This window comes from uncultured Gordonia sp., from assembly GCF_937858515.1.
GTDB lineage: Bacteria > Actinomycetota > Actinomycetes > Mycobacteriales > Mycobacteriaceae > Gordonia.
Genome location: NZ_CALLZT010000100.1, coordinates 14,351 through 36,867 on the forward strand (window position 1 = coordinate 14,351; position 22,517 = coordinate 36,867).

A 22,517-nucleotide genomic window follows, 5' to 3' on the forward strand; every position below is an offset into this window, starting at 1 on the left:
ATGATCGACGCATATGAGCAGGGACCGCGGGGAACCAGCACCCGCACGCTGGCGATCAGCGCGCTTGTCGCCGTTGCGCTCGTCGCGACGATCCTCGCGGCCACCGTCCTGAAAGCCCGTGGATCACTGACCGATTCGGTCCCGGTGACCGCTGAGCTGTCCGACGTCGGCGACGGCCTCCCGAAAAGTTCCGACGTCAAGTACCGCGGCGTGATCGTGGGCTCGGTCCGCGGCGTCACCCCCGGCCTGCGCGGCAAACGCACCGTGGTGAAGATCGCGCTCGAACCCGCACGGGCAAAAGGTATTCCGAGCACCGTCACCGCACGGGTGGTGCCCAGCAACCTGTTCGCGGTGTCGTCGGTACAGCTTCTCGACGACGCCTCGGGCACCACGACCCGGACGCTGCGCGGCGGCGACGTCATCACCGAGAACCGCGACAACGACACCGTGCAGTTCCAGACGGCGCTGTCGAAGATCCGTGACATCGTGGCGGCATCGGCGCGCGAGCCCGGCGACACCACCGTCGGCCTGCTCGCCGCCATCACCACCGCCACCGACCGGCGCGGCACCGACATCGTGCGCGCCGGTACCCAGCTGCGCCGCATCACCTCCGAGATCAACGCCGTGATGACGCCGAACGGTCCGTCGCTGCTCGACGGTCTCACCGAATCGGTGACCGCACTGCGCAAGGCGGCCCCCGATCTGCTCGACGCCCTGCACTCGTCGGTGGTACCGATGCAGACGGTCGCAGCACAATCAAATCAGTTGCAGACGCTGCTGTCGGGCGGCATAACCACCGCCGGCCGCATCGATGTGGCGATGCGCAACAACGCGACGATCCTCAAGAAGATCACCTCCGAGGCCGCGCCGATCGCGGATGTGGTTGGGCGCGGCGGGTATTCGTTCACCGGAACGGTGGTGGCGATCGCAGAGATCTCCGACAAATGGTTCACCGAGTTCTGGCCCGAAGGACAACAGAACGCGCGCGGCAAGTTCCGGCTACAGATCACCCCGCACAGGCTGTACACCCGAGCCGACTGCCCCCGATACGGGACCATGGAGGGCGACAGTTGCAAAACCGCACCTACCGTCGTCACCGCCCCCAAGTACACGGGCAAGAAGTCACATGTGACCCAAGGCTATAGGGCTGGGGGCGATAGAACTGGGGGATACAAGCCGGTCGCGAGCATGGGCGGCAACGTCGGATCCGTCGGCAGCCCAGCCGAACAGCAGCAGCTCGGCGCGCTCGTGGGTGGCAATCCCGTCACCTCCACCCTGCTGCTCGGCCCGGTTACCCGCGGCGCCGACGTCACCGTCAGCCCGGTCACTCCCGTGAGCGAAGGGACCACACCGCGATGAGCGTGCGCAAACCGCTGATCGGGATGATCCTGTTCCTGATCGTCTCGATCGCCCTCACCTCCACCGTCGTGGTGACGTTGCGGCGTGGCGTCGACGGCGACACCGCCACTTACACGGCACGATTCACCGATGTCACCGGACTCAAGGCGGGCGACGACGTGCGCATGGCAGGCATCCGCGTCGGCCGCGTCGACAAGGTGTCTCTCGACGGGGCGGTCGCCAAGGTCCGGTTCCGGGTGGAGAAAAGGCACACCGTCGACTCCCGAACCCGCGCATCGGTCAATTATCAGAACATCGTCGGGCAGCGCTATCTCGGATTGTCGCGGGACGACAAAACCAACCCCGAACCGCTGGCGCACAAAGAGATCCCGCTCGATCGGACCGAACCGTCGTTCGACATCTCGGCATTGCTCAATGGTTTCGAGCCGCTGTTCAGCGTGCTCGATCCGCAGCAGGTCGACAACCTGACCACCGCACTGATCCGATCGTTGCAGGGAGACACCGGATCGATCGCCCAATTGATCGCGCAGACATCGCAATTGGCCAAGTCACTGACCGGCGACGATGATCTGCTCGGGCGTGTCATCACCAATCTGTCGGATATCGTCGGGGTGTTCGCGAAGCAACGCGGTGAGATCGACACGGTGGTCCGCAGCTCGCGCGACCTGATCACCGGATTGTCCGCCCAGCAGGACCAGTTCCTCAAGAACATCGACGTCACCACCAAGGTGATCGATCGGGCGGCTGTGCTCACCTCGCAGGCATTGCCGGAGTTCACCACGATGCTCGACCGTGATCCCGGCTTCCTCGGGCATTTTCTCACCAACAAGGAGGCGTTCGGTTTCCTCGGGTTCAATCTGCCGCCGCTGCTCAAGGGGCTGGCGCGCGTGACGCAGGGCGGCGCGTACATCGAAACGTACCTGTGCAATATCAACGCCACCTTCGTGCCGGCGCTGAGCACGGTCATTCCCACCATCGTCGCAACCGCCTCCGGCGGAAGCATCACACAATCGCCGATCTGCAGGTGAGGTCATGCCGCAACGACTGAGCACATGGCTGCGCACCCCGCTGGCCGAACGCAACAAGGCCCTGGTGGGCACCACCGCGCTGCTGATCCTGGCGCTGATCATCTTCATCGCTCTGCAGATCAGTTCCGGTGGCATCGGCAAGCGCACCATCCACGCCGAATTCGCCCAGGCCGCCGGCATCTCCTCCGGCGACGCCGTCAATGTCGCCGGCGTGCAGGTGGGCACGGTCACCAAGACCGCACTCGCCGGGAAGCTGGTGCGCGTCGACATGCAGGTCGACGACACCGTCGACCTCGGGCCGTCAAGCAGAGCGGCGATCAAGCTCACCACCCTGCTCGGATCCCGGTACATCGATCTGCGCCCGGCCGGCAAGGGAACACTGCCCGACGCGACGATCAGGCTCTCGCACACCGAGGTTCCGTACACGCTGCAAGAGGTCCTACAGGATGCCACCGTCACCTTCGAACAGGTCGATGCCGACGACATCGCCAAGTCGATGACCACCCTGGCGCATCAGCTCGACGACACCCCGGCGCTGATCCCGCAGGTGCTGACCAACGTGCAGAACCTGTCGACGATCCTGGCCGACCGACGTTCGCAGATCGGTGACCTGCTCACCGGCACAGAGCAACTCACCACCGTGGTCCAGAACCAGCAGAAGAATCTCGGTGAACTGGTCACCTCCGGTGACAAGCTGCTGCGCGCCCTGCTGCAACGACAGCACACCATCACCCGATTGCTGGATGCCACCACCGAGGTGGTGGGCCAACTTCGCACGATCGTCGTCGACGACAACTCCGGCGTGCAAGCCCTCATCACCAACCTCAACGGGCTGCTGACCACGCTGCAACGCAACGACGCCCTGCTCCGCAACACCATGGAGATCCTGCCGGTTCCGTTGCGCAACTTCACCAACACCACCGGAACGGGCAACGAGGTCGACTTCTCCTCCGTGGCAGGCCCGTTCATCGACTCGTGGATGTGCGCGGTGTCCAAGCAGGCGCAGGTACGCAATCTGCCGCCCTATTTCAAGGACTGCCAGTGAAATCGCTGATCAAGATCCTTCTGGCCGTGGCAGTCGTCGCGGTGCTCGTCGCCGGGGCGGTGAAGGTGTGGCGCGACCGTGACCACACCATCGACGTCGTCGCCAACTTCGATAGCACGTCGGGCCTGTACGAGGGCAATGCGGTTGCGGTGCTGGGCATGACGGTCGGCAAGGTGACCTCCATCAAATCGCGCGGCAGCTACGTCGAGGTCGGCATGGAGATCGACGCCGACACCCCGGTGCCCGCCGACGTCACCGCCGTCACCGTGTCCACATCGGTGCTCACCGACCGCCACGTCGAACTCACCCCCGTCTACGACGGCGGCCCCCGCCTGCAAGCGCACCAGATCATCGACAAGACCCGGGTGCCCGTCGAGCTCGACCGCACGCTGGCCATGAGCCAGAAGCTGGCGGTGAGCCTGCAGGGTGACGGCGAGGGCGGCGGGCCGGTGGCGGACCTGCTGTCGACGGCGGCGGCGATCACCGACGGCAACGGCCCCGACATCCGCGCCGCGCTCACCACCCTGTCGAAGGCGCTCGCGATCGGTGACGACGGCGGTGATGCCACCGGTGAGGCCATCACGAAGACGGTGAACAATCTGTCGGCGCTGTCGCAGGCCGCCGCGGACAACGACGCGCTGATCCGCAGCTTCGGGTCGTCGGTGCAGCAGATCAGCGATCTGTTCGCCGACCAGCGCATCGGCTGGGGAACCACCGGCGCTCAGATCAACGCGATCCTCGGTGAGGCCACCGACATCCTCACCACCCGGCGCGACGACATGGCCCAGACCGTCACCGGGGCACAGGCGGTCACCAAGACCCTGGTGGACTACCGACGGCAATTGCAGGAGTTCCTCAATGTGACCCCGCTGCTGATGGACAACGTGTGGAACGTCATCGACATCCCACGCGGCGCGGCCCGCGTGCACGGCGTTCTCGATCACGTATTCACCCACGGAACCCTGATGAAAGAGATCTGCAATGTGCTGCAGATGAAGGACCGGGGTTGCGCCACCGGCACTCCCAAGGATTTCGGCCCCGACTTCGGGTTGAGTTCGATGCTCGAAGGGCTCGCGAAATGACCGCCCGATCGGCCCGGCGCCTCGCCATGACCACGACGGCGGCGCTGCTGCTGTCCGGCTGCGGTGTGGGGCTGGAGGATCTGCCATTGCCCCAACGCGGTGATGGCGGAGGTAATTTCTACAGTGTCACAGCTGAATTCACCAACGCCTTGAACCTGCCCGAACGTGCCAAGGTACGCCTGGCCGGCGCCGATGTCGGCGAGGTGTCGGCGATGACGGTCCGCGATTACACGGCGGTTGTCACCCTGCGCATCCGCGACGATGTGAGCCTGCCGGTGGGCACGGGCGTCGAGTTGCGCACCGCCACCCCACTCGGCGAGGTGTTCGTGGCCGTCACTCCACCCGAAAACCCTGGTGCCGCAAACATTCAGAACGGTGACAAGATCCCCCTCGCCGACACGTCGGCCGCCGCCACCATCGAGCAGGTGCTCGCGTCGTCGGCGATGCTCGTGAACGGGGGTGTGCTGCGCGACCTCACCAAGCTGCTCAACGGCCTCGGTCACGCGGTCGGCGACAAGGGTGAGGCACTGGCCGACCTTGTCGCACAATCGACCTCGTTGATCAACAAGCTGTCCAAGAAGTCCGGCGACATCCGCGTCGCGCTCGAGCAGACCGACCGGCTGGTGCAGACGCTGTCGGATAGGCAATCGACCCTCACCGATTCTCTCGCCGCAGCGGGACCGGCGGTCGACGTGATCGCCGCGAATACCGACGACATCCTGGCCCTCGTCGATAAGGTGGGCGCCATCAGCACCACGCTGTCGACGTTCCCTTCGGTCGCGACCGGAAAGACCCAGCATCTCGCGGCCAGCATCAACCGCATTTCGTACGAACTCAACAGGGCCGCAACCGATCCGCGGGCATCGCTGGCCAAGATGAACAAACTGCTGCCGCCGGTGCTCAAGATCATCAACTCCACCGGCGCACACGTCGACGCCGACCTCGAGGACCTCTCGATCGGCGCGCTCGACGACTTCCGGCACCCGGCCGACCCCGGCAGCCGGTTGCCCAGCACCATCGACATCGACAACTTCGCGGGCACCATCATGTATTCGCTGCTGCGATTGAAGATGAAGTTCGGACCCGGTGACGACGTACTCGATCCTCGTACTCCCAAGTCCCAGAAGGAGTATCAGAAGAAGACGACACATAGCAACCCGCCGGGAACCGCCCGGCCGAAGACGACCGAGCCGAGCAGGACGGCGCCCCGATGACCACTCGCACCGACTCCCGGCCGGGCCCACTCGCCCGCGCCGTCGACCTGCCCGCCCGCGGCATCACCACCACCGTGCGCGCCGCCGTCAAACACCGCCTCTGGCTCTCGGCCATCGGCCTGGGTCTGGTCCTGCTGCTCGGCGTCGCTTACCACGCGGTGGCGGTGTTCGGTATGAACGCCGACGACACGATCTCCGTCCGTATCCGTTTCGCCGATTCCGGTGGACTGCTTCCCGATCGCGAGGTGACGGTGCGCGGCGTGAAAGTCGGATCCGTCTCGTCTGTCGATCTCACCGGCGACGGGGTGGTGGCAGTGCTCTCACTCGACGCCGACGCCCGCATTCCCCGCGACTCCCCCGTTCGGGTTGCCGGATTGTCGTTCGCCGGCGAACAATACGTCGATTTCCGGCCGACGAGTTCGAACGGCCCATATCTGACCGACGGTTCCGAGATCAGCACACTTGAGCCGGACAGCACACCCACCCCGCTGGCGACTCTGCTCGAGGATCTCGACGGCATGCTCGCCCAGATCGACACCGACCAGCTCAAGACCATCCGCGACGAGCTCGGCGTCAGCACGGCCGGACCGGAAAAGCTGCGCGACATCATCGATGGCGGCACCTTCCTGATCTCGACACTGGATTCGGTGCTGCCGCAGACCACCTCGCTGATCAAGACCAGCAGGGTGGTACTCACCACCCTCGGCGAGGGCGGTCCGGCGATCCGGGAGACCTCCCGCGACCTCGACACCCTGTTCACCGGCGTGTCCCGGAAGGCAGACGGCTACAAGACATTGCTGAAACAGACGCCGCCACTACTGTCGGCGATCGACTCGATCATCGCCGACAACTCGCCGACGATGGTGCAGTTGCTGGGGAATCTCGCCACCGTCACACAGCTCGTCTATCAGCGGTTGCCCGCACTCAACGACTTCTTCTTCCCGGCCAGCGGCCGCGGATCGGTCCTCAAGGCGCTCACGTACACGATGCACGACGGCGGAATCTGGGGTGCGCTCAACGTGTATCCGCGGGCGGCGTGCGACTATCTGCAACTGCCTCGGTTCGCCTCGTCGGAGCCCAGCCATCCCGAGCCGTACCTGTACACGTTCTGCCCCAACAATGATCCGACGGTCTTGATCCGTGGCGCCCGCAATGCGCCCCGACCACCGGGCGACGACACCAACGCCATGCCCGACGGCGCCGATCCGCGTGCCCGCGCCACGCCCACTCCCACCGGGCCGCTGAGCATCCCGCTCCCCTACGCGGGCCCGGAGCTGCCCAACCAGCCCTGGCCGCTGCCCAAACCCCAGCCCACCATTGACCAACCGCGCTAGCCCGAGCCGGACACAGGAGAAGACCATGACAAGCACGCTGTCCGACCTCACGGACGAGAAGTCCGAAAACCAGGTCGATGAGACTGCCACCGCCACCGACACCGCGGAAACCATCACCGACAAGACGGAGACCACCGACAAGACGGAGACCACCGGCGAGACGGAGACCACCGGCGAGACAGCGGCCACAGGCAAGAAGCCCGACGACAAGGCCGCGCGCCTGGCCGGTCTGCGTACCGCGCTCGGCAGCCCCCGCTCACGCCGCGGCGGTGTGATCATCCTGGCACTACTCGCCCTCGCCGGTATCGCGGGAACCGCGTGGTTCGGCTCTCAGTGGCGTTCGGCCGACAACACCGCCAAGGCCGCCGACGCCGCGACGTCGGCGGCCCGCGAGTTCACCACCACGCTCACCAGCGTCAGCGCCGATTCCCTCGACCAGGACTTCGCGGCGGTGCTCGACGGCTCGACAGGCGAGTTCCGCCAGATGTACGCCAAGTCCAGCGACCAGCTCCGGCAACTCCTCGTCGACAACAAGGCCCAGGCCAAGGGCACAGTCCTGGCCTCCGGCGTGGTGTCGGCGTCCACCGACAAGGTGGTGGTGCTGATGTTCGTCGACCAGACCGTCCAGAACGTCTCCAACACCACACCCCGGATCGACCGCAGCCGCATCCGCGTCACGATGACCAAACACGATGGCCGCTGGCTGGCGGAGAAGGTCGAACTCCCCTAACGTCTGCGCACAGGCCGGTCCCTGGGATTGAATGATCGGATATGGGGTACCCGGCGAGCAGAGGTGGGTTGTGGCGCAGGCGCGGCTGACGAGGGAGGCCAAGCGACAGCAGACACGCGAACGGCTGCTGGCTGCGGCGACCGCCGAATTCGGGCGCGCCGGGATGGCCGCCGCCGATATCGCGACGATCGTCGCCGAGGCCGGTGTCGCGCATTCCACGTTCTTCTTCCACTTCCCCACCAAGGAACACGTGCTGCTCGAACTCGAGGCCCGCGAGGAACGGCTCATGGCCGACCGGCTCGACGACTTCCTCGCCACGTCACCCGACCTGGGTGCGGCCCTGCACAAGGCCGTCGATCTGCTGGCCGAACTCGAGACCACGCTGGGACGACCCCTGTTCCGGGACTTCCTGGCCGCGCACTTCTCCACAACCCGGCCCATCTCCGAGGAGGGACTCGAACATCCGGTGTTCCTCACGCTGGTGGCACTGTTCGACGGTGCCATCCGCGACGGTGCCGCCGACGCGGCTCTCGACTCGATGAACTCCGCCTACTTCTTCCTGATAGGGCTGTACGCGCTGCTCCTCACCATCGGTGAGGGACCGAGCCGCAATGCCATGCTCGACGACTACGTCTCCCGCACCCTGCGCAGCCTCCAACCCCCACGCTGAGACACTCTGTTCCCCCGGGTGGTTGCTCTCTGCCTGAGAGATTGGCATTCTCATACATGAGAACGCCTCTAACTACGGACTCAGCAGCCCTGAGGAGATGTCCACGATGCGACCGATTCCCGCAGACCTCACCGAGAAGTACCTGGCCGACGGGTGGTGGACCGACCAATCCATCGGCGACCTCCTGAACACAGGCCTGACGGCCGCCCCCGACACCGAGTTCAACGTCCACTCGCGCCTGCGGCCGTGGCGCGGCACGTTCGCCGACGTGGAGAGCATGGCCCGGCAACTCGCGTCCGGCCTGGCAAAGCGCGGTGTGCGCCCCGGCGACGTGATCGCCTTCCAACTGCCCAACTGGATGGAGGCCGCAGCCACGTTCTGGGCGTCGGCGTTCCTGGGCGCCACCGTGGTCCCCATCGTCCACTTCTACGGACTCAAGGAGGTCTCGTTCATCCTCGGCGAGGTCGAGCCGAAGGTGTTCATCTTCCCGTCCTCGTTCGGCAGCCTCACCTACGATCCGGCGATCGCCGCGGACGTACCCATCACCGGCATCATCGACCGCACTTTCGAAGACCTTCTCGACGACGATCCGCTGCCCGGCGTCGCCGAGGTCGACCCCGCCTCGGTCACGCTCATCGCCTTCACCTCCGGAACCACCAGCAATCCCAAAGGTGTTCTGCACAGTCACTATTCGCTCGGTCACGAAACCCGGCAGCTGGCCGCGATGTATCCGGCGGACCGCGGCCTGCAGCTCACCGCAGCCCCGGTCGGGCATTTCATCGGCATGATCAACGCATTCCTGATCCCGGTCATGGACGCCACTGCGATCAATCTCGCCGACACCTGGGATCCCGGTCAGGCCCTGGCGCTGATGTTCAGCGACGATCTGACCATCGGCGGCGGTGCCACCTACTACGTCACCAGCCTGCTCGATCACCCCGACTTCACCCCCGAGCACCTGCCGCACATGAAGTACGCGGGCCTGGGTGGATCGTCGGTGCCCGCGGCCATCACGCGCAGGCTCACCGACCTGGGCATCACCGTGTTCCGCTCGTACGGCAGCACCGAACATCCGTCGATCACCGGTTGCCACCCCAACGAACAACTCGATAAACGCGCCTACACCGACGGCCGGCCGCTCGCCGGTGTCGAGATCAGGTTCGGCGAGGACGGTGAGATCCTCAGTCGCGGACCGGATCTGTGTGCCGGCTACACCGACCCCGAACTCACCGCGCGCGCATTCGATGCCGACGGCTGGTACCACACCGGCGACATCGGGATTCTCGACGACGACGGCTACCTCACCATCACCGACCGCAAATCCGACATCATCATCCGTGGTGGGGAGAACATCAGCGCCCTGGAGGTGGAGGAGACTCTGCTGACCATGCCGTCGGTGGCCGAGGCGGTGGCGGTGTCCGCCCCCGACGCACGCCTGGGCGAGCACGTCGCCGCGGTGCTGCGCCTGCGCCCGGGCTGCGACATGCCCACCATCGACGAGGTGCAGGCGCACTTCGCCGCAGCCGGGCTGGCCAAGCAGAAGTGGCCCGAGGAACTGCGCCGGGTCGATGAGTTGCCGCGTACCGCGAGCGGCAAGGTTCAGAAGTTCATCGTCCGTAAGGATATTGCGGCATCCCATTTGTGAGAATATGATTCTCATAGAGAGCAAAGGAGAGTTTCATGCCCGTCAAGGAGCTGCCGTATCCGCTGTTCGATGCGGACAACCACCTGTACGAGACACCGGAGGCGCTGACCAAGTTCCTCCCCGACCGGTACAAGAAGGCGATCCAGTACGTCCAGGTCAACGGCCGGACCAAGATCGCCGTCCGCGGCCAGATCAGCGACTACATCCCCAACCCCACCTTCGACGTCGTCGCCCGGCCCGGATCGATGGAGGACTACTTCAAGAACGGCAACCCCGAAGGCAAGTCCAAGCGCGAGATCTTCGGCGAGTCGATGAAGTCCATCCCGGCATTCCGCGAACCGAAGGCGCGCCTGGAACTGATGGACGAGCTCGGCGTCGACCGGTCGCTGATGTTCCCCACGCTGGCGAGCCTCGTCGAGGAGCGCATGCGTGACGATCCGGAGACGATCCATGTCGTCATCCACGCCCTCAACGAGTGGCTTTACGAGACTTGGGGATTCAACTACGAGGACCGCATCTTCACCGTCCCGGTGATCAGCCTGCCGATTCTGGACAAGGCCCTCGAGGAGCTCGAATGGTGTGTGGAGCGCGGCGCCAAGTCGATCCTGGTGCGCCCGGCGCCGGTGCCCGGTTTCCGCGGGCCACGGTCGTTCGCGCTGCCGGAGTTCGATCCGTTCTGGAAGCGGGTCACCGAACTCGACATCCTCGTCTCCCAGCACTCCTCCGACAGCGGCTACGCCCGCTTCGATTCGGAGTGGGAGGGTTCGGACGGTGAGATGCTGCCGTTCCAGACCAACGCCTTCCGCATGGTCAACGAGTGGCGTCCGGTGCAGGACACCGTGTCCTCGTGGGTGTGCCACGGCGCGCTCTTCCGGCACCCTGATCTCAAGATCGCCGTCATCGAGAGCGGTGCGAGCTGGCTCAAGCCGCTGATGGACATGCTCGCCGACACCTACAAGAAGGCCCCCGAGGGCTTCGGCATGAACGATCCGCTCGAAGCGATCCGCCGCTGCATCTCGGTGAGCCCGTTCTACGAGGAGGGCGTCACCGACCTCATCGACCTGATCGGCGTCGACCGCGTGCTGTTCGGCTCGGACTATCCGCACCCCGAGGGTCTGGCCCAGCCCACCCACTTCGCCGATATGCTCGGACACCTGCCCGAGGAGGATCAGGCAAAGATCATGGGCGGCAACCTCGCCCGACTGCTCGGCGTCTGACCGCATCTGATAACAATGTCCGCAACCATGAAAGTGGTTGCGGACATTGTCATTTCAGCCTGCTGTCATTTCAGCCTGCTGTCATTTCAGCGTGGCATCATTTTATCGTGGTGTCAGCCGGGTGAGCGTACCCAGGAAGCTCGTCACGTACAGCGATCGGCTGTCCCAGCCCGGCCCGGCACCGAAACGTACCGACGACGGCGTGATCAGCCCCGAAGCGATGGTGCAGGACCGGCCCGAGTCCAGGTCCACCCGCACGATCCTGCCGGCGGCGTTGAGTGTCACGTAGGCCACGCCGTCCGGTCCGACGGTCAGGTCGTCGGCCGAGTTCAGCGGGCCGTATCCGGGCACGGTGACCCGACGGGTGACCCGTCCCCGCGCATCGACGGCCGCGATCACCGTCGCCGGGTTGAACGTGGTGGACACCACCAGGCGCTGCCGCGTGGTGTCGTAGGCGAGGCCGTTGGTGGAGGTGAGCGACGACGTCACGCCGGTGGTGCGCCCCGTCGCCGACACCCGTGTCAGGGTGGTGACGGCGGCAGAGCCGATGTCGCGGCTGACCACGAAGTCACCGCCGGGCAGCCGGGCCAGGCCGTTGGGCATGGTCAGTCCGCGTGCCACGGTCCGCCGTGCGCCGGTGGTCAGGTTCAGCGCCTCGATGGTGCCGTCGGTCCGGCTCCCCAGGCCCGACGCCATGGCGTTGCCGACGTTGAAATACGCTGTGCCACCGTCGACGACGATGCCACCGGGGCTTGACACGTTGGCCACGGCCACCGACCTGTGGCCGCCCGCACCGAGCCGCTTGATGGCGCCCGACGCACCGGTGAGGCTGGATTCGGACAGCAGCACGTTACCGCGCCCGTCGAACGCAAGATTCTCCAGCACCCCGTACCCCGAGGCGACGGTCTCGGCGGTCCACTGCGCACACGGTGCCGGTGCCGCCCCCGCTTCCCCGGCCGTCAGAGCGGCGGTCGCCACCATCGCGGCAATGCCCACCGTCGACCGGCAGCGCGATCCCAGCCTCATACCGAACTCCCCTCCCGCACGATGCGACCTACGCCACATCGAACAACTCCGCGAACACTACCCACGTAGTGGCCGAGATCGTGACGCCACCCCTGCTTTTCGCATCCACCTCTTGATCCCTGAGCCCGAAGCAACGAAGGAGCGACCAAACATCATGATCCCCGAGCCCGAAGCAACGAAGGAGCGACCAAACATCTTGATCCCTGAGGCTGAAGCGACGAAGGAGCGACCAAACATCGTGATCCCTGAGGCTGAAGCGACGAAGGAGCGACCAAACATCGTGATCCCTGAGGCTGAAGCGACGAAGGAGCGACCAAACATCTTGATCCCTGAGGCTGAAGCGACGAAGGAGCGAAGGTCACGAAGGGTCCGGTGACCTTTCGACACCTGACGCAACCACCTCGAAGCAGCTACGTCACAGCCCCCGCGACTTTGAATTCGACGATGCGGTCCCAGTCGAAGCCCAGCTCCTCCAGGATCGCATCGGTGTGCTCGGCAAAGCCGGGAGCTGCGGTGGATTCGTTCTTGGTGACGTCGAATTGCACCGGACTGGAGACTAATTCGATGTCACCAACGTCGATGATGTAGTCGTTGGCGCGCACCTGGTCGTCGGCACCGACCTGTAGCGAGTCCTGTACCGGCGCCCACGGACCCGACAGGGTGGCGAATCGTTTGGTCCATTCGGCCAGCGTCCGCGAGCCGATCACCTCCCGCAGGATCTCCACCGCGGCGACGGTGTTCTCCATGATCGACGCGTTGTCGGCGAACCGCGGGTCGTCGATGAGATCAGGCCGTTCGATGTGTTCGCACACGTCGCGCCAGAACTTGCCCGGCTGCAGCATCACCAGCGACAGGAACCGGCCGTCGGCCGTCCTGTACAGCCCCGACAGCGGATTGCGTACCGCCCCATGCTCACCCGGCTTCGGTGCTACCAGCGGCTTGTCGCAATACAGCGACAACCCGATCTGATGCCCCATCGACCACAGTCCGCTACCGAGCAGCGACACGTCCACCACCGACCCCTCACCGGTGCGTTCGCGTCGCAACAGAGCAGCACAGATGCCACCGGCCAGGTTGGTGCCGGAGATGGTGTCACCGAACGCCGGCCCGGGAGGGCTGACGATGCCGGGTGAGTCGGGCGGCGTCATCGATGCGGCGATCCCGCCCCGCGACCAAAATGCCGTCATGTCGTAGCCGCCGCGATCGAACTCCACCCCGCGCGGACCGAGCGCGCTGCCGCGGGCGTACACGATGTTCGGGTTGATCGCCTTGATGTCATCGACGTCGATACCGAACTTGGTACGCGGTCCGGGCAGGAAGCTGGTCAGGAACACGTCGGCGGTTTTGGTGAGCGCGTACAGCACCTCGCGCCCCTCGGGTGTGGACATGTCGATGCCGATACTGCGCTTGCCCCGATTGGCATGTTCCACATTGGGATTGGTGTCGCCCTCGACGACGAACGTGCCGGTCTGGCGCAGTCCGCGCTGCGGGTCACCGTTGACGGCGTGTTCCACCTTGATGACCTCGGCCCCCCATTCGGCGAGCACCGCGCCGGCCGACGGGACGAATCCGTACATGGCGACTTCGAGAATCCGGAACCCTTCGAGTGGCTTCATAACGGAGCCTTACCCTTTCACCGTCGCGGCGTACGCCTTGATCTCCAGGAACTCCTCGAGTCCGGCGACCCCCATCTCACGGCCGATGCCGGACTGCTTGTATCCGCCGAACGGCACGTCGGGGGTGAAGTAGTTGCCGCCGTTGATACTGAATGTTCCTGTGCGGATGCGTCTTCCGATGGCAAGCGCCCGGTCGTCGTCGGCCGACAGCACACCCCCGGACAGCCCGTACTTGGAGTTGTTGGCGATGCGCACGGCGTCGTCTTCGCTGTCGTAGGGAATCATCACCAGCACCGGCCCGAACACCTCCTCCTGCGCGATCTCGCTGTCGGGGTCGACATCGGCCAGAAGCGTTGCGCTGTAGAAGAATCCGGGATCGATCCTGGTACCACCGCGCACGAGGCGGGCGCCGTCGGCGATGGCGCGCTGCACCATGCCGTCGACCTTGTCGCGCTGCTTCTCGCTGATGAGCGGTCCCATATAGGTTTTGGTGTCGCCCGGGTCGCCGACGGCGACGTGTTGGAGCATGCCGGCCACCATCTCGGCGATCTGATCGTGCTGGGCGCGCGGCACCAGCAGCCGGGTGGTGAGCGCACAGCCCTGCCCGGCGTGCGTGCAGATGGTGAACGCGCCGAACATCGCAGCCTGCTGCAAATCCGCGTCATCGAGGACGATGAGTGCCGATTTACCGCCGAGTTCCAGGAACACCCGCTTGAGCGAGTCTGCCGCGGCGGCCATGATCTGCTTGCCCACCGGCGTGGAGCCGGTGAAGGTGACCACGTCGACTTCCGGATGGGTGGTGAGCAGCTTGCCCACCTCCACCGACTGACTGGAGATGATGTTGACCACGCCCGCCGGGATGTCGGTGTGTTCGGCGATGAGCTCACCGAGGGCCAGGGTGATCAGCGGGGTGTCGGGGGCGGCCTTGAGCACCACGGTGCAGCCTGCGGCCAGCGACGGCGCGAGCTTGGCCAGGGCCAGCTGGTTGGGATAGTTGTAGGCGATGATGGCCGAAACAACACCTGCCGCTTCCTTTTCCACCCACCGGCGATTGTCCTGACCACGCACCTCGATGGTGGACAGTTCCTCGGTGAACGAGTAGTCATCGAGCAGCCCGGCGTAGAACTCGACGATGCCGATCGGTGCGTCGAGTTGATTGCCGTAGGTGAGATTGCGGGTGGCGCCCACCTCGGCGATGGTCAGCTCCCGCAGATCGTCGGCGTGCTCACGCAGCACCGCGGCGAGTTGGGTCAGGCACCGTTTGCGCAATTCGACGTCGGTGGCCCAGCCGGAGTTCTCGAAGGCATCGCGTGCCGCGGCGATGGCACGCTCTGCCTCCGCGATTCCGGCGTCGGGGGCGGTACCGAGCACCGCACCTGTCGCCGGGTTGATCGACTCGTAGGTCGCCTCGATGTCGACCAGTTCGCCACCGATCAGCAGTCGCTTGTACACGTCGGCGACGCCCGGGTTGCCGGCTTGCGGCTCAATCGTCTCTTGGCTCACCACAGACTCCGTTCGGAAATAGCATTCTCACTTGTGGCATACGCCACATCCATAGGTCTGCACTGTATCAGCCCGATCAAGACGACGACAGGCACGCAACAGAACCGCCGAATCGGACATTTCGCTCGGGTTTTCACAGTCGGATTGGGTGAAACCGGTTGCCGACTCGCAACCCACGAGAGTACGGTTCTCATTCATAGGAAGGGAGATTCTTGTGATCGAAACAACAGCCCTCACGCCTTCGATGGGCGTGCAAGTACACGGGATCGACAGCCTCGACGACGACGCGGTCATCGCGGCCTGCCTCGAAGCGCTCAAATGGCGCGGCGTGCTGCTCATCCGCGGACTCGAACTCGATGAGGCCGCGCAGGTCACGTTCAGTAAGAAGCTCGGACCGGTACTCGCCCCCGCGGGCAAGGAGATCTTCACGGTCTCCCTCGATCCGTCCAAGTCACCGTCTGCGGAATACCTCAAGGGCACGTTCCACTGGCACATCGACGACACCACCAACGACATCCCGGCCAAGGCCACCATGCTGGCCTGCAAACACGCCGCGATGGTCGGCGGCGGTACCGAATTCGCCAGCACCTACGCCGCCTACGACAACCTGCCCGAACACGACCGCAAGCGGTACGAGGGACTGCGGGTGCTGCACACCTTCGAGGCCTCCCAGCGTCTGGTCAACCCCGATCCCACGGAGGAACAGCTCGCCCTCTGGCGTCGGCTGCCCACCCACGAGACCTCGCTGGTGTGGGACCGCAAGGACGGCCGCCGCTCACTCGTGCTCGGCGCCACCGCCGATCACATCGTCGGGGTATCCGAGAGCGAGAGCCGCGAGATCCTCGACGAGCTTCTGGCCTGGTCCACGCAGGAACGCTTCTCCTACACCCACGAATGGCAGCAGGGTGACGTGGTGATCTGGGACAACACCGGCATGCTGCACCGCGCACTGCCCTACGACCCGTCATCGGAGCGACTGATGCACCGCACCACCATCGCCGGGGACGAGGCCTGGGGTTGAGCGATGTGACCGGCGCGAAGAATGCGGTGGTGACGGGCGGCGGCTCCGGCATCGGGGCCGCTGTCGTCGAACGCCTGCGGGGCGAGGGCTATAACGTCGCGACCATCGACCTGAATCCGCCGGCCGACGACCCGCTGGCCGAGGCCGCCGACGTCACCGACCCGGAGCAGCTCGCCGCGGCCTTCGCGGCGATCCGGGAACAGTTGGGCCCCATCACGATTCTGGTCAACGCGGCCGGACTCGACGGTTTCCGCAAGTTCTCCGACATCGACTTCGCGTCCTGGAGCAAGGTCATCGACGTCAACCTCAACGGCGTGTACCACACCGTGCAGGCGGTGCTACCCGACATGGTCGAGGCCCGCTGGGGCCGGATCGTCAACATCTCGTCGTCGAGCGCGCATTCGGGTCAGCCGTTCATGGCGCACTACGTGGCGGCCAAATCGGCGGTCAACGGACTGACCAAGGCACTCGCACTTGAGTTGGGGCCCAAGGGAATCACCGTCAACGCGGTACCGCCCGGATTCATCGACACCCCGATGCTGCGCAACGCCGAGAACCAGAAGAACCTGGGCGGCACCGTCGAGGACCACATCAAACGCACCCCCGTCCGCCGGGTGGGCCGCCCGCAGGACATCGCCGCCGCGTGCGCCTTCCTCATCTCCGAGGACGCCGGTTACATCACCGGTCAGATCCTCGGCGTCAACGGCGGCCGGAACACTTAGAAGGGAACACATCATGGGACGTGTAGAGGGCAAGGTCGCTTTCGTCACCGGCGCCGCACGCGGCCAGGGCCGCAGCCACGCCGTACGTCTGGCAGAAGAGGGCGCCGACATCATCGCCGTCGACCTCTGCAAGAACATCGACTCCATGGGCTACGCCATGGCCACCCCCGAGGATCTCGAGGAGACCGCGCGTCTGGTCGAGAAGGAGGGCCGGCGGATCATCACCGCCGAGGCCGACGTCCGCGACTCCGACGCCCTGCGGGCCGCGGTCGAACGCGGCATCAACGAGTTCGGCAAACTCGACGTGGTGGTCGCGCAGGCCGGTGTGGCAGGCATGAAGGGCAACCCTCCGACGCAGGCGTGGTGCGATGTGATCGACACCAACCTCATCGGCACGATCAACGCGGTGCAGGTGGCGCTGCCGCACCTGTCCGAGGGTGCCTCGATCATCGCGACCGGCTCGCTGGCGGCGATGATGGACATCGCCAAGGTCGATCAGCCCGGCAAGGACCTGGGCGGTGTGGCGTACGTGTTCTCCAAGCGCACACTGTCCAACTACATTCACGAGCTGGCCACCCACATCGCGCCACAGGGTATCCGCGCCAATGTCATTCATCCCACCAACTGCAACACCGACATGCTGCAGAGCGAACCGATGTACCGGTCCTTCCGCCCCGATCTGGAAGCGCCGACGCGCGAGGACGCCACCCCGGTGTTCTACGTGCAGCAGGCGATGAAGGTCCCGTGGGTCGAGCCCGGCGATGTCAGCAACATGGTGCTGTTCCTGGCCTCCGACGAATCCCGCTACGTCACCGGCATGCAGATGCGCGTCGACGCCGGCGGCTACCTCAAGTGGTACGACTACCACGTCTAGGAGCTCACAAATGTTGAAGGTGAATGTTGACGGGTCCCGCTGCCAGGGACACACCATCTGCGCCATGGTCGCACCCGAGAGTTTCGAACTCGATGAGATCGACGGACATTCCACTCCGGTGAGCGCCGAAGTGCCGCCCGAGTACGCCGAACAGGTTCGTGAGGCCGTCCGGTCGTGCCCGGAACAGGCGATTTCCATCATTGATGAATGAGGGGGGAAGAATGAGGAGACCACCACCATGACCACCGAAACCACCCAGACCCCAGGAACCCCGGAAACCAGTGGTTCGCCGCCTACCGGGGCCGACGACGACAGAAAAAAGAATCGGTACTCCTTCGACCGTCACGCGCCCGGGTACCGCGAGAAGTTCCTCGACATCACCGAGGAGATGCAGGACAAGTGCCCGGTCGCCTGGAGCGACACCTACGACGGGCACTGGGTGGCCGCGAGCAGCGACGCCGTCTTCGAGCTGGCCCGCTGTCCGTACGTGTCCAACGACCACGACGTGCGCGGACAACGTAAGGGCTACAAGGGAATCAACGTGCCCACCGCCGAGCGCGCATCCGGTGTGCGCGGCGGCATCCTGGAGATGGACGAGCCCGAGCACAGCTTCTTCCGCTCCATCCTCAACCCGTATCTGTCGCCTGCCGCGGTCAAACGCTGGGTGCCGTTCATCGACAAGATCGTGCACGCCTGCATCGACGAGAAGATCGAGTCGGGCCGTATCGATTTCGTCGACGAACTGGCGAATATCGTTCCGGCGGTATTGACTCTGGCGATGCTCGGCATCCCGATCGAGAAGTGGACCATCTACAACGAGCCGGTGCATGCCGCGGTCTACACACCGCCGGACTCACCCGATGCCCCGCGCATCGCCGCCCTGCACCGCGAACTCGGTATCGACCTGATCACCAACATGTTCGAGATCCGGGCCAACCCGCGTCCCGGACTCATCAACGCCGTGGCCAATGCGGCCATCGACGGCGGCGCCCCCGACGACATGGAGCTGCTGGGCATCCTCAGCCTCGTCATCGGCGGCGGCTTCGACACCACCACAGCGCTCACAGCCCATGCGCTGGAATGGCTTTCGGAAAACCCTGACCAGCGAGCGCGACTCAGTGCCGACATGGACAAGCTGATCAACCCGGCCACCGAGGAGTTCCTGCGCTACTTCACCCCCGCCGCGGGCGACGGGCGCACGATCTCCGAGGACTGCGAGATCGCCGGCACCGAGTTCCACGAGGGCGAACGACTGTGGCTGTCGTGGGCGATGGCCAACCGGGATCCCAGCCTCTTCCCGGAGCCCAACACCATCGACATGGAACGTAAGGGCAACCGGCACTTCAGTTTCGGTCTCGGCGTGCACCGCTGCATCGGATCGAACGTGGCCCGCACCGTCTTCAAGCGGATGCTGGTCGCGGTATTCGACCGCATGCCCGACTATGTATGCGACCCCGAGGGCAGCGTGCACTACGACTCGATCGGCGTGATCCAGGGGATGCGGCACCTGCCGGCCACCTTCACCCCCGGCCCCCGCACCCACAAGTCGCTCGCCGACACCCTCGTCGAGTTGCAGGAGATGGTCGTGAACGAGCGGCTGGCAGAACCCCTGTCGATTTCCCGCAAACGCGAAGCGGACGGCGAATGACCGGAGTCATCCTATGACGACGGTCGGTTTCATCGGGCTCGGCAGTCAGGGCGGGCCGATGGCCCGGCGGATAGCCGACGCCGGTATCGACACCGTGCTGTGGGCGCGACGGCCGGAAACCCTTGAGCCGTTTGCCGACTCGTCCGCCAAGACCGCACAGTCACCGGCCGGACTGGGCGCGGCGAGCGACATCGTGTGCCTGTGTGTGGTGGGCGACGACGACGTGCTGTCGGTGGCCACCGGCCCCGGCGGTGTGCTGTCAGGGATGCGTAAGGGCGGAATCATCGTGGTGCACAGCACCGTTCACCCCGACACCTGCGTGAAGCTCGCCGCCGAGGCGGCCGAGCGCGGCGTGTCGGTGGTGGACGCGCCGGTCAGCGGCGGCGGTCGCGCCGCCGAGGCCGGCACTCTGCTGGTGATGGTGGGCGGCGACGACGAGCCGGTAGCCACATGTCTGCCGGTCTTTCATACTTACGGCGATCCGGTGGTGCATCTCGGTCCGCTCGGCTCCGGGCAGGTCACCAAACTGCTCAACAATGTGCTGTTCACCGCCAACCTGGCGACGGCCGCCGACACGCTCGGCCTCGGCAAGTCCCTCGGCGTCGACGCCACCCGGCTGGCGGAGGTGATCACCCACGGCACAGCCAACAGCTTCGCCCTCGAACGCGTCGCCTCGGCGGGCGGCACCCTCGACCGCATCGCCGGGCACGCCGGCAACGTCCTGCTCAAGGACGTCTCGCTCATCGACGGTATAGCCGCCGAGTCGGGCGCGCCGAGCGAGGTCGTGCTGTCGACGGCGCGCACCACCCTACGGATGATGGGGCTGCAGTAGTGAGCTCGATCGGCATCGTCGGCGCCGGGCGGATGGGACTTCCCATGGCCCGACGACTGGCCGAAGCCGGCCACACGGTGACGGCGCTGAGCCGAAACGACGATGCCGGTGACCGCCTGCGGGAGGCCGGGGTCCGGCCGGTATCGGATATCGGTGAGGTCGCCGAAGCCGGAACCGACATGATCCTGATCGCCGTACTGACCGACGACCAGGTCCGCGAAGTCTGCCTGGCCGGCCCGCTCACGGAGCGGATCCGGCCCGGCACCACCCTGGTCATCCACACCACCGGCAGCCCGCGCACCACCCAGGACATCGCGGCAGCGTTCGAGCCACGCGGTATCACCGTGCTCGACGCCGCGGTGAGCGGCGGACCGCACAATATCGCCGCCGGCGATCTCACGCTGTTCGTCGGCGGACCGGCCGAGGCCGTCGACGCCGTCTCACCACTGCTCGGTGTCTACGCCGATCCGATCATCCACGCGGGTGCCCTCGGTGCCGGCCAGTGCGTGAAACTGGTTAACAACGCGTTGTTCACCGCGCAGATCGGCGCGGTCCGGGCCGCCGTCGAACTCGGGGCCGCGCTCGGGGTTCAGGAGCAGGCTTTGCTATCGGCACTCCCCCACGCCAGTTCGGACAGCCGCGCACTCGCCGGTGCGGCCCGACGGGGATCCGTCGGCGCGTTCGTCGACAGCGTCGCCGAGTTCGTCGGCAAGGACGTCGCCACAGTCCGAGCCGTGGCCGGTGAACTGGGCGCCGACCTGGGCCCGCTCGATCCGCTGATCGCCTACGGCTGTCCCGACTCGTGATTCAGCCCCAACTCATGATTCAACCAACGAGGAAATTCTCGGTGGTGGTCATGGTGTCGGGTGAGAGTCCGGCGGCGGCGAACGCACGCCGCTTGAATGCGCGGGCGGCGAAGCTGAGCTCGTAGACGGAGGTGTGGCACCTGCCGACGAGTTCCGCAGGCTGGGCCGGACCCCATAGCCGCAGATCCGCCCGCGCCGATTCGAGGGTGCCGAGTACGCCTGCGCGAACCTTCTCCTCGGCCTCGAACAGCGATGAGCACACCGCGAGAGCCTGCGGCCACGGACCGTCCTCGGGATGGGACTGCATACAGATCCGGTGATCGAGCGGGTGCGCACCGAGGATCTCCAGGGGGCGGACATCGCAGTCGGTGGCCACGTGAACGGTGACCTCCCAGCCGGCCAGCGCCTGGTCGAACAACCAGCCGCCGGCATGTTCGACTGCCGATGCCGCATCGGGTGCGATTACTGCGAGCCGCTTGCGGAGGGGCCGACGCCGCGCGTCAGCTCGCGCTCGAGCGATCTCACGTACTCCCGGAACACGCGGGTGAGTGGTATTGACGAGTCCAGTAGCCATGTTGTTTCCATCCCGTTGATGAAGGCGACAGCTTCCACGGCCTTGTCGGCCGCGTCCAGGTCGGTCCGGAAACGTCCCTCCCGCTGACCTCGCCGGATACCTTCGGCGACGATGTCCACGGCCACCTGGTGACGGTGCAACAACCGGTCATGCAGGGGTGAGTCGGGATCGAGGTTCTCCGCCCGCAGAACGACGAACATGCCGATGAGCTCCGGTGACCGTTCGAATCGTTCGGCGACATGCTCGAGTTCTTCAAGGATGTCACCTCCCAAATCGGCGTGCCGGTTGTCGTCGGCATCCCGTCGTTCCAATACGGCGTGCAGTAGCTGTGCCTTCGACCCGAAATGATGCAGGATTCCCGCAGATGTGACTCCGGCTTCCTGGGCGATCTGCGCGAGGGACGTACTCCGCCAGCCGTTGCGGATCAGCAGTCGCTGAGCCACGTCAAGGATGAGTCGCTTACGCTCTTCACCCTTGACCAGCAAGGCGTCGTACGGTCGCACAACCGTCACCGTTGTCCTACCTTCGGGGGGCTGTCCGAAACTGACCTAGTGAACACATAGTAGGTAGG

General features: G+C 65.5%; 22 protein-coding genes. 17 read left to right on the forward strand and 5 right to left on the reverse strand.

The window, feature by feature from the left end:
- The 10 genes from Q0627_RS09045 (at window position 1) to Q0627_RS09090 (ending at window position 11,324) form a co-directional block, all read left to right on the forward strand.
- Complete coding sequence (locus Q0627_RS09045) at window positions 1-1,359, forward strand: MlaD family protein (RefSeq protein ID WP_291019889.1); 1,359 nt, start codon at window positions 1-3, stop codon at window positions 1,357-1,359.
- Window positions 1,356-2,387 carry an MlaD family protein gene (locus tag Q0627_RS09050; protein WP_291019891.1) on the forward strand — a complete coding sequence of 344 codons (1,032 nt, stop codon included), beginning with the start codon at window positions 1,356-1,358 and terminating at the stop codon, window positions 2,385-2,387. The genes Q0627_RS09045 and Q0627_RS09050 overlap by 4 nt, the downstream gene beginning before the upstream one ends.
- Window positions 2,388-2,391: 4 nt before the next feature.
- On the forward strand, window positions 2,392-3,432 hold the full coding sequence (locus Q0627_RS09055) for an MCE family protein (protein ID WP_291019893.1): 1,041 nt from the start codon (window positions 2,392-2,394) through the stop codon (window positions 3,430-3,432).
- Window positions 3,429-4,514, forward strand: a complete 1,086-nt coding sequence (locus Q0627_RS09060) for an MCE family protein (RefSeq protein WP_291019896.1) — start codon at window positions 3,429-3,431, stop codon at window positions 4,512-4,514. The genes Q0627_RS09055 and Q0627_RS09060 overlap by 4 nt, the downstream gene beginning before the upstream one ends.
- On the forward strand, window positions 4,511-5,728 hold the full coding sequence (locus Q0627_RS09065; RefSeq protein ID WP_291019898.1) for an MlaD family protein: 1,218 nt from the start codon (window positions 4,511-4,513) through the stop codon (window positions 5,726-5,728). The genes Q0627_RS09060 and Q0627_RS09065 overlap by 4 nt, the downstream gene beginning before the upstream one ends.
- On the forward strand, window positions 5,725-7,062 hold the full coding sequence (locus Q0627_RS09070) for an MlaD family protein (RefSeq protein WP_291019900.1): 1,338 nt from the start codon (window positions 5,725-5,727) through the stop codon (window positions 7,060-7,062). The genes Q0627_RS09065 and Q0627_RS09070 overlap by 4 nt, the downstream gene beginning before the upstream one ends.
- 25 nt (window positions 7,063-7,087) lie before the next feature.
- On the forward strand, window positions 7,088-7,792 hold the full coding sequence (locus Q0627_RS09075; protein ID WP_298809208.1) for a hypothetical protein: 705 nt from the start codon (window positions 7,088-7,090) through the stop codon (window positions 7,790-7,792).
- 70 nt (window positions 7,793-7,862) lie between these two features.
- Window positions 7,863-8,462: a TetR/AcrR family transcriptional regulator gene (locus Q0627_RS09080; RefSeq protein WP_291019906.1), complete on the forward strand. Its 600-nt coding sequence runs from the start codon at window positions 7,863-7,865 to the stop codon at window positions 8,460-8,462.
- Between the two features lie 106 nt (window positions 8,463-8,568).
- A complete protein-coding gene (locus tag Q0627_RS09085) occupies window positions 8,569-10,107 on the forward strand; it encodes an AMP-binding protein (RefSeq protein WP_298809225.1) in 1,539 nt (512 codons plus the stop codon).
- Window positions 10,108-10,142: 35 nt separating this feature from the next.
- Window positions 10,143-11,324 carry an amidohydrolase family protein gene (locus Q0627_RS09090; protein WP_291019909.1) on the forward strand — a complete coding sequence of 394 codons (1,182 nt, stop codon included), beginning with the start codon at window positions 10,143-10,145 and terminating at the stop codon, window positions 11,322-11,324.
- Between the two features lie 102 nt (window positions 11,325-11,426).
- On the opposite strand, the gene Q0627_RS09095 is transcribed toward Q0627_RS09090, so the two are convergent.
- The 3 genes from Q0627_RS09095 to Q0627_RS09105 form a co-directional block, all read right to left on the reverse strand.
- Window positions 11,427-12,350 (reverse strand): SMP-30/gluconolactonase/LRE family protein, encoded by a 924-nt coding sequence (locus tag Q0627_RS09095; protein WP_291019911.1) that lies wholly within the window; start codon window positions 12,348-12,350, stop codon window positions 11,427-11,429.
- Window positions 12,351-12,760: 410 nt separating this feature from the next.
- Window positions 12,761-13,966 (reverse strand): CaiB/BaiF CoA-transferase family protein, encoded by a 1,206-nt coding sequence (locus Q0627_RS09100; protein WP_298809212.1) that lies wholly within the window; start codon window positions 13,964-13,966, stop codon window positions 12,761-12,763.
- A gap of 9 nt (window positions 13,967-13,975) precedes the next feature.
- Window positions 13,976-15,472 carry an aldehyde dehydrogenase family protein gene (locus Q0627_RS09105; protein ID WP_298809214.1) on the reverse strand — a complete coding sequence of 499 codons (1,497 nt, stop codon included), beginning with the start codon at window positions 15,470-15,472 and terminating at the stop codon, window positions 13,976-13,978.
- A 211-nt stretch (window positions 15,473-15,683) separates the two neighbouring features.
- Here Q0627_RS09105 and Q0627_RS09110 point away from each other — a divergent pair, with 211 nt between their 5' ends.
- The 7 genes from Q0627_RS09110 to Q0627_RS09140 are packed head-to-tail and all read left to right on the forward strand — an operon-like array spanning window position 15,684 to window position 21,372.
- Entirely contained in the window at window positions 15,684-16,490 is an 807-nt protein-coding gene (locus tag Q0627_RS09110) for a TauD/TfdA family dioxygenase (RefSeq protein ID WP_298809216.1), read from the forward strand.
- Between the two features lie 5 nt (window positions 16,491-16,495).
- Window positions 16,496-17,212, forward strand: a complete 717-nt coding sequence (locus Q0627_RS09115; protein ID WP_298809218.1) for an SDR family NAD(P)-dependent oxidoreductase — start codon at window positions 16,496-16,498, stop codon at window positions 17,210-17,212.
- 13 nt (window positions 17,213-17,225) lie between these two features.
- Window positions 17,226-18,086 carry a mycofactocin-coupled SDR family oxidoreductase gene (locus Q0627_RS09120; RefSeq protein WP_291014845.1) on the forward strand — a complete coding sequence of 287 codons (861 nt, stop codon included), beginning with the start codon at window positions 17,226-17,228 and terminating at the stop codon, window positions 18,084-18,086.
- Window positions 18,087-18,099: 13 nt separating this feature from the next.
- Window positions 18,100-18,297, forward strand: coding sequence for a ferredoxin (locus Q0627_RS09125; protein ID WP_291014858.1), 198 nt, complete (start codon window positions 18,100-18,102; stop codon window positions 18,295-18,297).
- A 27-nt stretch (window positions 18,298-18,324) separates the two neighbouring features.
- Window positions 18,325-19,734 (forward strand): cytochrome P450, encoded by a 1,410-nt coding sequence (locus Q0627_RS09130; protein WP_291014847.1) that lies wholly within the window; start codon window positions 18,325-18,327, stop codon window positions 19,732-19,734.
- Window positions 19,735-19,747: 13 nt separating this feature from the next.
- Window positions 19,748-20,566, forward strand: a complete 819-nt coding sequence (locus Q0627_RS09135) for an NAD(P)-dependent oxidoreductase (protein ID WP_291014849.1) — start codon at window positions 19,748-19,750, stop codon at window positions 20,564-20,566.
- The gene (locus Q0627_RS09140) at window positions 20,566-21,372 is read left to right on the forward strand and encodes an NAD(P)-dependent oxidoreductase (RefSeq protein WP_291014850.1); all 807 of its coding nucleotides are present in this window, start codon (window positions 20,566-20,568) and stop codon (window positions 21,370-21,372) included. The genes Q0627_RS09135 and Q0627_RS09140 overlap by 1 nt, the downstream gene beginning before the upstream one ends.
- A gap of 19 nt (window positions 21,373-21,391) precedes the next feature.
- Here Q0627_RS09140 and Q0627_RS09145 read toward each other — a convergent pair whose 3' ends face one another.
- Together Q0627_RS09145 and Q0627_RS09150 are read right to left on the reverse strand one after the other, a co-directional pair.
- A complete protein-coding gene (locus tag Q0627_RS09145; RefSeq protein ID WP_291014851.1) occupies window positions 21,392-21,790 on the reverse strand; it encodes a hypothetical protein in 399 nt (132 codons plus the stop codon).
- 44 nt (window positions 21,791-21,834) lie between these two features.
- Entirely contained in the window at window positions 21,835-22,458 is a 624-nt protein-coding gene (locus tag Q0627_RS09150) for a TetR/AcrR family transcriptional regulator (RefSeq protein WP_291014853.1), read from the reverse strand.
- Window positions 22,459-22,517 lie beyond the last annotated feature (59 nt).